The following is an 11715-nucleotide window of genomic DNA, read 5'->3' as shown; positions in this document are numbered from 1 at the left end:
ACAACAGAGTGTGATTGACGATGAAACCAAAGCAATTAGTGCTGACAGTCGCACTCCTTTTACTAGTAGTAGGAATGATGATGACAAAAGTTACTCAGCCTCGCGGGTTTCGCAATAACAACCCGCTCAATATTGATTACAACAAAGCCAATGATTGGGACGGGCAAGTGGGGATTGAAAAAGGTGTGTCAAATCCGCGCTTTGCTCGCTTCTCGTCGATGGAGTATGGCGTTAGAGCCGCGGCCAAGCTGGTGCGAAATTACATGAACCGTCACGGACTACGCACGGTTTACGGCATTATCAGCCGATGGGCACCAAGTGTGGAAAACAACACAAATGCTTATGCCGAGCATGTTGCTCACAAATTAGGGGTAAGCCCTTACGAACCCATCCAAGAGCTAGATATTCCAGAGCTGCTATATCACATGATTAAGCACGAAAACGGCAAATATCTTGATATGGAAGTGGTGCGTTTAGGTTCTAAAATGGCAGGGATTGTGGTCGTATGATTAGTGCAGTAGTTGCAGGGTTTTCACTGGTTAAATCCTTCTTCCAAATGAGCAGTGAAGAAAAGAAAGCTAAAAGCTTAGAAAAGCGTGAAGCGGTAAAGGCTAAGCGCGCCGAAAATCAACAGCGCGAGTCCAACTTAGCGGCAGGTGAGGCTTCAATGGCAGACTTAGACGCAATCACGCTTAAGCAAATTGGCTGGTTAGATGATTTTGTGGTGCTAGTGACCCTCACGCCGTTGTTAGCGTCATTTATGCCGATTGAGTCGGTACAAGTTCACGTACAGGCGGCGATGAATGCACTAGATAACATGCCTCAGTGGTACCAATACGCAGTAGCAGCCGTGTTTACTTACACGCTAGGGTTTAAATCGCTGGTTTATCGGTTGTTGGTTAAGCGGGGTATTTGATGGAAGTGATTCAAGCACTTGGTTTAGATGGCAACACGATTTTAATCCTAGTGGGACTCTTCAAGTTACACACTCGTGTTACGATTTTAGAGACCAAAGGCAGCGCATAAGGAAAGCCCGCACGAAGCGGGCTTTTTATTTGTGTGGTCTTTTTGTGGTCATCGTTTTGCTTAATGCTAATTAAAACAATTGGTTGCATGCATTACAAGGCCATCATAGGATGGCTTCGATTTCCGGTGGAACGTTTTGTGGTGATAATATCCTGAGTTGCTTGTGCCGGCCCAGCTCACCTTTTTCTATTTTTATTCGGCTTTTCGCTACTTTAAATTGCTTGGCAAGGTATTTGGTTAAATGTCCGTTTGCCTTTCCATCAACAGGAGGAGCGGTGATGGCGATTTTTATCTCATCACCGTGTAATCCAATAATTTGGTCGCGGCTTGCTTTAGGCTGAATATAAAGCCGTAGTACAAAGTCTTCGTTTTCTCTCCAAGCCGCTTTTGTCATTATAGCTGAAACCAAATTGGTCCAATTAAATCACCAACTAAGAAGTTGATAAATTGAAGAGCAATGAAGAGTACCAATACGCTTAGGTCAAAGCCGCCCATTGCTGGAAGAATTTTTCGAACCGGGGCTAACATTGGCTCAGTGAGTTGGTGGAACACGTATTCAATTGGGCTTCGACCTTGGCTCACCCAACTTAAGATCGCACGTAGCAGCAGTACCCAAAATAGAAGTTTGCCCGCTGCTTTGATTAGCGATAGGAAACCGATCAGAAGAAAGGCACTATCAAACCCCACAGAACCACCAGAAGCGACAAGGTTTAGTGACACAAACTTAAGTACACACAGTACGTAAGCGAACAGTATGGTGGCCAAATCTAGGCTTCCAATAGAGGGTATAACTCGTCTTAAGGGGGCGACAACAGGTTGAGTCGCCTTAACAACAAATTGAGAAAATGGATTGTAGAAATCCGCTCTTGCTGCTTGTAACCAGATTCTCAACAGTACCACCATGATGTACAAATCAAATAAGGTGGAAAGTAGGAAAGTCATTGAGTTCATAAAGTTGCCTTCATTTGATAAACGGGAGTAAGTCCCAACTTAAAACTGTTTTTCCATTTCTTCAGCGCGAACGACGGCTGCTTGCATCGCTTTGGATACAATATCGGAAAGTTGGTGCTCGTTAAAGGTTCTCAGTGCTTCTGCCGTTGTTCCACCTTTTGAAGTCACCTGTTCTCGCAGTGTTGATAACTCGGTGTCTTGATTCGCCACGACCATTTCTGCGGCACCAAGGCGGATTGTTCAACCAGTAATCGCGCCGTATCTTTATCGAAACCTTGTGCGATAGCTTCTGCTTGCATGGCTTCCATAAATAGGAAGAAATAAGCTGGAGCGCTGCCTGCGGCGGCAATGACATTATTAATACCAGACTCTTCTTCTACCCAGCACACTCTGCCAACCGCAGCCATTAATCCTGCGGAAAAGTCTTTATCTTGCTGAGTCACATGAGTCGGAGCGTATAAACCGCTCATGCCTCGGCCCACAAGTGCTGGAGTATTTGGCATCACTCTGACTAAATTAAGTGTGGCGCCAAGCATCTCATTTAATCTGGCCGCACTGATACCGGCGGCAATTGAGATCACGAGCTTGTGAGTGAAGTCTATATTTTTTAGCCCTTCGCCAACCACTTCCATTAGCTGTGGTTTAACCGCTAACACAATGACATCTGCATGGGTAGCGGCTTGCGAGTTATCTTCTTGTGTCTTAATTCCGTATGTGTGAGACAGAGTATCGCGTTGACTCTGATTAGGATCGGTGGCAGTAATCAAATCTGCAGGATAACCACTAGCGGTTAATCCTGCGATAATTGAACGGGCCATATTTCCAGCGCCAATAAAGGCAATTCTTTTGTGTTCCATTTTTTTCTTATCCTAATCAGTATTGTTGTTATTTTTTGCTGTAATCACGGGCACCAAAGATAGCCGTCCCTATTCTTACCATAGTACTGCCAGCTTCAATGGCGGCTTCCATATCACCACTCATGCCCATTGATAAGGTGTCGACGTCGGGGTATTTGTCAGATAACACTTTTTGTAACTTGGCTAGAGATTGAAAAGCATCAAGTTGCGATTGGTAATCTGTCACATTGGCCGGGATTGACATCAACCCTCTTAAAGTGAGGTTGGGCAAGGACGAAATCAACTCCGCTAAGGCAAATATATCTTCATCATTGATCCCAGATTTTGAATCTTCTCCGCTGGTATTGACTTGAATAAGCACTTTAAGTGCTGGCATATGATCCGGTCTTTGATCATTGAGACGTTGTGCGGTTTTGGCTCTGTCTATGGTGTGAACCCAATCAAAATGCTCGGCAACATGACGAGTTTTGTTAGATTGAATAGGACCAATAAAGTGCCACTCGATATCAAGCTCAGGGTGGTTTTGGTTAAAAAATTGAACCTTTGTTACCCCTTCTTGGACGTAGTTTTCCCCAAAGGCCAATTGTCCGCTTTGTGCTGCGTCTAAGATGGCTTGGTTAGGTTTTGTTTTACTCACGGCCAGAAGTTGCACCGAGTCTGGAGCTCGTCCACACTTTTGTTGAGCGGCCTCTATTTGTGAGGTGATATGTTCAATGTTTTGTTGAATACTACTCATAGCTACTTTAGTAAGGAAAATAAATGGATATCGCTGAGTTACTGGATTTTAGTGTAAAGCATAATGCTTCAGATCTACATCTTTCTGCTGGAGTTTCTCCTATGGTAAGGATTGATGGCGAAGTAAGAAAGCTTGGTGTACCGGCTTTGAGTCATGCAGACGTTCATCGGTTGATCTTTGACGTAATGACGGATGGCCAGCGCAGCGAATTCGAGGAGAAGCTTGAAGTCGACTTCTCTTTTGAGTTACCGGATGTAGGTAGATTTAGGGTAAATGCGTTTAATCAGGCGAGAGGTTGTGCTGCGGTATTTCGTACCATTCCAACTACAGTGCCTACTTTAGAAGAGCTGGACGCGCCTGAAATATTCTCACAAATATCCAATATGGAAAAAGGCTTAGTGTTAGTGACTGGCCCAACTGGATCAGGTAAGTCAACAACGTTGGCTGCGATGGTGAATTACATCAACAAAAATCACAATAAGCATATTCTCACAATCGAAGATCCTATTGAGTTTGTTCACGACAACGACAAGTGTTTGGTAAACCAACGGGAGGTTCACCGCGATACTCTTGGTTTTAGCCACGCGCTGCGCAGTGCCTTACGAGAAGATCCGGACGTTATTTTAGTCGGTGAGCTAAGGGATCAAGAGACGATTAGCTTGGCTTTGACCGCTGCGGAAACGGGCCACCTAGTGTTTGGTACGCTGCACACTAGTTCGGCGGCAAAGACGATTGACCGAATCATTGATGTCTTTCCTGGGAATGATAAAGATATGGTGCGTTCCATGCTTTCAGAGTCCTTGCGAGCAGTAATTGCACAGAAGTTACTGAAACGCATTGGTGGTGGACGCGTAGCTTGCCACGAGATAATGATGGCAACACCTGCGATCCGCAACTTGATCCGAGAAGATAAAGTTGCGCAGATGAACACCGTGATTCAAACAGGAGCGGCTCATGGTATGCAGACTATGGAGCAAAAAGCCAAACAGCTTATCGCACAAGGTTTAGTGGACAGCGCTGAAGTTGCCAAGAAAATTGAGTTTGATTCAGGCGTATTGTAAGAGGAACCTTTGATGTCTCTAGATGCTGTTTTACAAGAAATGATCCGACTTAAAGCATCGGATCTCTATCTTACAGTTGATGCTCCCATTCACTTTCGTGTCGATGGAAAGCTTCAAGCGTATCAAGATACACTTTCTAGCAAAGAGGTCACTTCTCTTTTACATCAGGCGATGAGCGAGGAAAAGCAGCATGAGTTTCAAGATACTTTGGAATCGAACTTTGCTTTGGTAAGGGAGTACGGCCGCTTTCGAGTTTCTGCTTTTGTACAAAGAGAGTGCCCTGGTGCGGTAATCAGGCGTATTGAGACCTCAATTCCCAGCTTTGAAGAGCTGAAGCTTCCAGAGGTATTAAAAGACCTTTCTATCGCCAAGCGCGGTTTGGTGTTGGTGGTAGGGGCTACGGGGTCGGGAAAATCTACTTCTATGGCGGCTATGACAGGCTATAGAAACCGTCACTCAAGTGGGCACATTTTAACGGTTGAAGACCCCATTGAATTTGTACATCCGCATCAGGGGTGTATTGTTACTCAACGGGAAGTAGGACTGGACACCGAGAGCTTTGAAGTAGCGTTAAAAAACTCTTTGCGTCAAGCTCCAGATATGATTCTGATCGGTGAAATTCGCAGTCGAGAAACTATGCAGTATGCGATGACATTTGCAGAAACGGGTCACCTCTGTATGGCTACATTACACGCCAATAACGCCAACCAAGCGCTGGAGCGAATTCTGCACCTGGTACCCAAAGAACAGAAAGATCAGTTTTTGTTTGATTTATCTCTGAACTTGAAGGGGATTATTGCTCAGCAGTTGGTGGTTGATGTCGATGGAAAAGGGCGACACGGGGTATTTGAAGTTCTACTCAATACCCCAAGGGTGGCAGATTTAATTCGTCGAGGTGAACTTCACGAGTTAAAAGCAACCATGGCTAAGTCTAATCAATCTGGTATGCAGACTTTCGACCAAGCTTTGTACCACCTTGTGAAAGAGGGGAAAATTTCCCAGCAAGAGGCGATGCATAGCGCTGATTCGGCGAACGATCTTAGGATGCTGCTTCAAAGTGAGAGTGGGCCTGATGTGTCGACTAGTTCTTTATCTGGTGTGAAAATCGATATGGGTTGAGGGGAAAAGAAACGGCTCTGAGAGCCGTTTTTTCAGTACTGGGCTTCAAACCAACTCTCTAGAATGACAACGGCAGACTGGCAATCGACATTGCCTTTACTTAGCGCTTTGTAGCCGCCCCTTTCAAATAGATCAGCGCGTGCCTCAGTGGTAGAGAGTCTCTCATCGTGTAGTTCTACTGGCAGACCAAATCGTCCGTGAAGTCTATTGGCAAACTTTTTCGCTCTTGGGGTGATGTTCTCTAGGTCTTTACCGTGAAGGTCGGTGGGTAGCCCGACGACAAGTAAGTTAGGTTGCCACTCTTTAATCTGGGCTTCGATTAAATTCCAGTTCGGGATGCCATCTTGAGCTTTGAATGCCTTTAATGGTGATGCAGTACCCGTGATTTCCTGCCCAATGGCAGAGCCAATGCTTTTGGTACCAAAGTCAAAGGCCATTATGGTTCTAGAGTTCATTGAGTTAACCTGATTGATATGATTTACGCGTGGCCAATATCGCTAGAAAGTTGGGCAGCATCAATCCCTAACATCTGTACGGCTTTGCGCCACCTTTCTGCTATCGGTGTATTAAAAATCACGTCGGGATCGGCCTCTATGGTGAGCCATGAATTTTCAGCCAGTTCAGTTTCAAGTTGTCCAGCTTCCCAACCCGAGTAACCAAGAGCAACTAAGTAACTGTTTGGTTCAGCATCAGTTCCTAAAACACTGAGAATATCTTTGGAGGTTGTCACTGATATTTGTTCTGTCATTTGAATACTGGATTCGTAGCTGTCTTTCGGCTGGTGGAGAATAAATCCTCTATCCTCTGAGACAGGACCACCATTGAGAACGGGCTTTTCCAAGCTGTCAGTATGCAGTTGTGGATGTACGGGTTGCACATCCACCTGTTTAAGCATTTTGCCGACCGTAATATCAATTGGAGCGTTAATCATTAAACCCATAGCGCCTTCATTGTTGTGTTCGCAAACATAAATGACACTGCGTTTGAAGTAGGGGTCTTTCATACCTGGCATAGCGACCAGAAAGTGGTTGGTCAAATTCATAACGACTCCAATAATTTATCAGTGGGATGACAACTAATCAGCGTTAACACGTCGTTCAATTGCATCCATCAGCTTACCTGTAATCGAGACATCAAAAGCCGCTTCTATTTCGCGAATACAGGTTGGGCTGGTCACGTTTATTTCTGTCAGTTTGTCGCCAATAACGTCTAGTCCTACAAATATCAGTCCTTTTTCTTTAAGTGTAGGCGCTACAGCTTCAGCTATCTTCTTATCTGTGTCACTTAATGGTCTTGCCTCACCCGTACCTCCGGCTGCAAGGTTTCCACGAGTTTCACCCTTGGCTGGAATTCGGGCTAAGCAGTATGGCATTGGCTCACCATCGACAACCAGAATTCTTTTGTCGCCATTTGATATATCAGGGACAAATGTTTGTGCCATGGCGTAGTTCTGGCCGTGGTTGGTAAGAGTTTCGATAATAACGGATACGTTAGGATCGTTTTCTTTTACGCGGAAGATAGACGCACCGCCCATTCCATCGAGTGGCTTGAGGATGACATCACCGTGCTCATCACGGAAAGATTTAATCCGACTGGCTTTGCGCGTCACAATCGTAGTAGGAGTCAGTTCCGGGAACCAAGCGGTAAAGAGTTTTTCGTTGCAGTCCCTCAAACTCTGGGGCTTGTTAACAATTAGCGTGCCTTTTTCTTCTGCGCGCTCAAGGATATATGTGGCATAAATAAACTCTGTATCGAACGGAGGATCTTTGCGCATCAATACGGCATCTAGCTCGGATAGCTCAATAGTTTGCTCAGACTGAAATTCATACCAGCCGTTTGGATCTTCTTTGACGGATACGATCTTGGTATCTGCTACAGCCGTACCTTTGTCTAAGTGAAGATCCTGCATTTCCATGTAGTGAATTTCGTATCCACGGCGTTGCGCCTCCAGCATCATCGCAAAGCTGGAGTCTTTCTTAATGTTGATGGCGCTAATTGGGTCCATCACGATGCCAAGTTTGAGCATTTTTATTCTCCGTTTAACCTAAGTCGCCGAAGCGGACTTGAAGGGCTGTAATCGTAGTAAGTGCCGCAGTTTCCGTGCGCAATACACGTGGACCTAGCAGTATTTCTTCAAAATCGTAATCGCGTGTCATTGCAATTTCTTGCTCGGATAATCCACCTTCGGGACCCACGAGTAATCTGACTTTTTCAACTGGTGTTGGCAGAGTGTTGATCGAGTACTTTGCTCTTGGGTGCAGGTTTAACTTAAGACTCTCATCTTGCTCTTTACACCACTCCTCCAACTGCATAATAGGACGAATATCTGGGATACAGTTGCGACCACTTTGCTCGCATGCACTAATCGCCACTTTTTGCCACTGTGCGAGTTTTTTCTCGAATCGCTTTTGATCCAGTTTGACGCCACAGCGTTCTGAAATAAGCGGAGTGATGGTGTCAACACCCAACTCTACGGACTTCTGAATGGTGAACTCCATTTTTTCACCACGGGAAATGACTTGTCCCAGGTGTAAGTTAAGGGGTGATTCGCTACTTTTTTCTACCCCTTGGCTAACATTCACCGACACACTCTTTTTTGTCACTTCGCTGATAGTTGCAGGGAATTCTTTTCCGCTCCCATCGAAGAGAATGAGTTCTTGACCTTGCTTCATTCTTAACACGCGACCAACGTGGCCTGACGCTTCTTCACTTAAGGCGGTTTCACCAACTTGGGTGATAAGAATTGGGTGATAGATTCGTGGGATTCGCATTATCTAGTTGATTCTTGAATAAGTAAGTCAAACTTTAACATGGATGCTAAAGGGTGAAAAAACAAGGTTTGTTGCTTGATATAACTTAACTCAGTTCAACGCCGGTAAATAAAAGTGGCTGGTTGCAGCTTCGACATCGATAAATAGCACTTTGGCGCTGTACTTTGTTGTGTCTTCGTATAGTGAGCGGATAAGTCGTACATTGGCATCGATATTCAAAGGTCTTACCTTGAACGGAGGCTATAGAAAACTGGTGAGTCGTTTCTGGTTTTAGACCGAAACACTCTTTCATTACCGATTGCCACTCTTTGCCATGAGGACGAACTTTTCCAAATAAGCGATGGGTGACTAAGTGGGCTATTTCATGTGGAATAACTTGGTTCATAAAAGCGGTTCGGTTCTCGACCATCAAAGTCGGATTCAAGCGAATTTCCCAAAGTTGTAAATAGGCTTTTCCGGCGCTTTTTCCTCTTAACTTAAAGCTGACTGTCGGAAGAGGGAAGTGAGTGTCGTAATAACGTTGCGCTGCTTTGATACAAGTTTCAATTTGAAGCTGTACTTGCTCCAACAACTCTTCTCCTATCAAGATAACTCCATAAAAAATGCCCCGAGTATCGAGCATTTTATCAACCATATATCTAGAACAAAACATTATGTGTGGTGTTTTTTCTTGATAGTGGCGTGATAGGCGTGCCAAGTACCATACCCTAAGATCGGCATAGTAAAGAGCATACCGATACCATAAGTGGCAAAACCAATTAGGATCCCCCCTGCTATAATTGCCGCCCAAACGATCATGGCGGGAATATTGGATTTGACCGCGTTAAAACTGGAGAAAACTGCCGTCATCATATCTACCCGCCGTTCCATCATCAGAGGAATCGAAAATGCGGAGATACTAAAGACAAAGCAGGCAAGAACAAAACCTACTCCGGTTCCAATAACTAAAAAGGGCAGAAAATCTGTCAGTGGCGCCCCTTGTACTGAAGGATATAGAGCATGCAGTAGAGCTGCAATTCTCATCCAGAAGATCATAGCGACAGCGAGCAAAACGGCAAAAGCCCACTGAGATGTGGAGTTTCTTCCTATTGCTCGCATCGAGTGTAAAAGAGAAGCATCGTGACCTTTTTCTCGCTCCCAACTGGCATCGTAGAGGCCAAGCGCAAGAAATGGCCCAATGAGCATAAATACGACTAGGCTAGGCATCACTACGAGGTGTGTTCCTTGCCATTGAACCAGCAGCACAATACCAACTGCTGCAGCCATAAAACACAAACCGTAAAAGCCACTAATAATTGGCATTCTAATAAAGTCATGTAAACCGAGTGACAGCCAGTGAAAAGGGGCTGAAACACTGAGTTGATTACACGGGATAGTTCTGGCGTACTCTTTGTCAGAGACCTTGTGCTTGTCTTTGCCCTTAAAGTCGGAAGGGTCTACAGTACGAGGCATAACTCCTCCTTGTCCGATGTGGAACGTTAACTGAGAGTATCGACATATGTGTCGTTGCTTGAGCTAACGAACATCCTTGCCAAACAACATAAAAAAATGCAGCATGTGCTTCGTTAACATATTTTTAACTATTGACGTAAATAACAAGAATTACAAATAATCGGGAAGATAAAGTGCTACTAGCAGAGTGGTAATAAAAAGTGTGCTTTGGGCTTAAGGGGTTCTGGAAAAGAAAAACCCTGCTCTAAAGCAGGGTTTTGGTGTTCAGTTAGCTAGCTATTACTTTAGGCCAGCAAAATCGCGAAGTAGTGCGGCTTTGTTTGTCGCTTCCCAAGGGAACTCTTCACGGCCAAAGTGACCGTATGCTGCCGTCTTCTGATAGATTGGCTGAAGAAGGTTCAGCATCTCTTGAAGGCCGTATGGACGAAGATCGAAGTTTTGGCGTACTGCTTCAACAATGACTTCGTGTGATACTTTTTCAGTACCAAAGGTTTCAACCATGATAGAGGTTGGATCAGCAACACCGATAGCGTAAGAAAGTTGAATTTCACAACGATCTGCTAAGCCAGCAGCAACAATGTTTTTCGCTACGTAACGAGCTGCGTATGCTGCACTGCGGTCTACTTTAGAAGGATCTTTACCTGAGAATGCGCCACCACCGTGACGAGCTGCGCCACCGTATGTATCTACAATGATCTTACGACCAGTTAGGCCACAGTCACCCATAGGACCACCGATTACAAAACGGCCTGTCGGGTTGATAAAGAAGTTAGTTTCTTTGTTGATCCATTCAGAAGGTAGTACTGGCTTGATGATCTCTTCCATCACTGCTTCACGCAGGTCAGGAGTTGAAATGCTATCGCAGTGCTGAGTTGATAGCACAACTGCATCGATGCCAACGATTTTGCCTTGGTCGTACTGGAAGGTAACCTGTGATTTTGCATCAGGACGCAACCAATCAAGCGTACCATTTTTGCGTACTTCAGCTTGACGCTCAACCAAACGGTGAGAGTAAGTGATCGGAGCTGGCATTAGAACGTCTGTTTCGTTAGTTGCATAACCAAACATGATACCTTGGTCACCAGCACCTTGTTCTTTTGGATCGGCCTTATCAACACCTTGGTTGATATCTGGAGACTGCTTACCGATAGTGTTTAGAACTGCACAAGAGTCAGCATCAAAACCCATATCAGAGTGAACATAACCAATGTCACGAACGGTTTTACGTGTCAGCTCTTCAATATCAACCCAAGCTGAAGTTGTGATTTCACCGCCGACCATAACCATGCCGGTCTTAACGTAAGTTTCACAAGCTACACGTGCTTTAGGATCTTGTTCGAGGATTGCATCTAGTACCGCATCAGAAATCTGATCGGCGATTTTATCTGGATGACCTTCTGATACAGACTCAGAAGTGAACAGGTGCTTGGCCATGTTAGCTCCGTTTAATTTAGTTAAATTGAGATTACACCTTAATAGGATTGATTAAATTATAGGTGTATCTACATCTAGACGTCTATTTTATGAGTTAAAAATTGAAAAACAAGTTTTTTGTTTATCTAGATGCCAAACATAATGTTCACTTTATTTGGCAGTTAACGGTATTGTTTGGAGTGATCGCTACCACTGTGGTGAAAATCAATACAGTAAATCGATTGCACCCGAGAATAGGCTTTGCGACAATAGCGATTCTAAAACCTTAATTAATCCGCTTAATTTGCACTCAGGAGCAGACATGTCTT

General features: G+C 44.7%; 14 protein-coding genes and 1 pseudogene. 4 read left to right on the top strand and 11 right to left on the bottom strand.

The window, feature by feature from the left end:
- Positions 1-20: 20 nt before the first annotated feature.
- Together BLO31_RS08440 and BLO31_RS08435 are read left to right on the top strand one after the other, a co-directional pair.
- Positions 21-509, top strand: coding sequence for a structural protein P5 (locus BLO31_RS08440; protein WP_245688438.1), 489 nt, complete (start codon positions 21-23; stop codon positions 507-509).
- Positions 506-916: a hypothetical protein gene (locus BLO31_RS08435; protein ID WP_070964571.1), complete on the top strand. Its 411-nt coding sequence runs from the start codon at positions 506-508 to the stop codon at positions 914-916. The genes BLO31_RS08440 and BLO31_RS08435 overlap by 4 nt, the downstream gene beginning before the upstream one ends.
- Before the next feature lie 213 nt (positions 917-1129).
- On the opposite strand, the gene yggU is transcribed toward BLO31_RS08435, so the two are convergent.
- The 4 genes and pseudogenes from yggU to BLO31_RS08415 form a co-directional block, all read right to left on the bottom strand.
- Positions 1130-1420 carry a DUF167 family protein YggU gene (gene yggU, locus BLO31_RS08430; protein ID WP_070964566.1) on the bottom strand — a complete coding sequence of 97 codons (291 nt, stop codon included), beginning with the start codon at positions 1418-1420 and terminating at the stop codon, positions 1130-1132.
- Positions 1420-1977 carry a YggT family protein gene (locus tag BLO31_RS08425; RefSeq protein WP_070964562.1) on the bottom strand — a complete coding sequence of 186 codons (558 nt, stop codon included), beginning with the start codon at positions 1975-1977 and terminating at the stop codon, positions 1420-1422. Before BLO31_RS08425 ends, yggU begins: the two co-directional genes overlap by 1 nt.
- Before the next feature lie 39 nt (positions 1978-2016).
- Positions 2017-2834 (bottom strand): annotated as a pseudogene (proC, locus tag BLO31_RS08420) (pyrroline-5-carboxylate reductase).
- A 28-nt stretch (positions 2835-2862) separates the two neighbouring features.
- A complete protein-coding gene (locus BLO31_RS08415; protein ID WP_070964559.1) occupies positions 2863-3570 on the bottom strand; it encodes a YggS family pyridoxal phosphate-dependent enzyme in 708 nt (235 codons plus the stop codon).
- 23 nt (positions 3571-3593) lie between these two features.
- Between BLO31_RS08415 and BLO31_RS08410 the strand changes: the two genes are divergently transcribed.
- Entirely contained in the window at positions 3594-4631 is a 1038-nt protein-coding gene (locus BLO31_RS08410; RefSeq protein WP_070964556.1) for a type IV pilus twitching motility protein PilT, read from the top strand.
- 12 nt (positions 4632-4643) lie between these two features.
- On the top strand, positions 4644-5750 hold the full coding sequence (locus BLO31_RS08405; RefSeq protein WP_070964553.1) for a PilT/PilU family type 4a pilus ATPase: 1107 nt from the start codon (positions 4644-4646) through the stop codon (positions 5748-5750).
- A 32-nt stretch (positions 5751-5782) separates the two neighbouring features.
- On the opposite strand, the gene ruvX is transcribed toward BLO31_RS08405, so the two are convergent.
- The 7 genes from ruvX to metK form a co-directional block, all read right to left on the bottom strand.
- Positions 5783-6205 carry a Holliday junction resolvase RuvX gene (ruvX, locus tag BLO31_RS08400; protein ID WP_139158967.1) on the bottom strand — a complete coding sequence of 141 codons (423 nt, stop codon included), beginning with the start codon at positions 6203-6205 and terminating at the stop codon, positions 5783-5785.
- A 23-nt stretch (positions 6206-6228) separates the two neighbouring features.
- Positions 6229-6792, bottom strand: coding sequence for a YqgE/AlgH family protein (locus BLO31_RS08395; RefSeq protein ID WP_070964545.1), 564 nt, complete (start codon positions 6790-6792; stop codon positions 6229-6231).
- Positions 6793-6825: 33 nt separating this feature from the next.
- Positions 6826-7776, bottom strand: coding sequence for a glutathione synthase (gshB, locus tag BLO31_RS08390; RefSeq protein WP_070964541.1), 951 nt, complete (start codon positions 7774-7776; stop codon positions 6826-6828).
- A 13-nt stretch (positions 7777-7789) separates the two neighbouring features.
- Entirely contained in the window at positions 7790-8521 is a 732-nt protein-coding gene (rsmE, locus tag BLO31_RS08385) for a 16S rRNA (uracil(1498)-N(3))-methyltransferase (RefSeq protein ID WP_070964537.1), read from the bottom strand.
- 85 nt (positions 8522-8606) lie between these two features.
- Positions 8607-9143 carry a SprT family zinc-dependent metalloprotease gene (locus BLO31_RS08380; protein WP_070964657.1) on the bottom strand — a complete coding sequence of 179 codons (537 nt, stop codon included), beginning with the start codon at positions 9141-9143 and terminating at the stop codon, positions 8607-8609.
- A gap of 29 nt (positions 9144-9172) precedes the next feature.
- Positions 9173-9973: a DUF2189 domain-containing protein gene (locus BLO31_RS08375; protein ID WP_070964534.1), complete on the bottom strand. Its 801-nt coding sequence runs from the start codon at positions 9971-9973 to the stop codon at positions 9173-9175.
- Positions 9974-10252: 279 nt separating this feature from the next.
- Positions 10253-11407: a methionine adenosyltransferase gene (gene metK / locus BLO31_RS08370; protein ID WP_070964530.1), complete on the bottom strand. Its 1155-nt coding sequence runs from the start codon at positions 11405-11407 to the stop codon at positions 10253-10255.
- Between the last annotated feature and the right edge of the window lie 308 nt (positions 11408-11715).

It is taken from the genome of Vibrio sonorensis (genome assembly GCF_001854765.1).
GTDB classification, from domain to species: domain Bacteria; phylum Pseudomonadota; class Gammaproteobacteria; order Enterobacterales; family Vibrionaceae; genus Vibrio; species Vibrio sonorensis.
The sequence above is the reverse complement of the archived record's forward strand: the minus strand, read 5'-3'. Positions and strand labels throughout refer to the sequence as shown.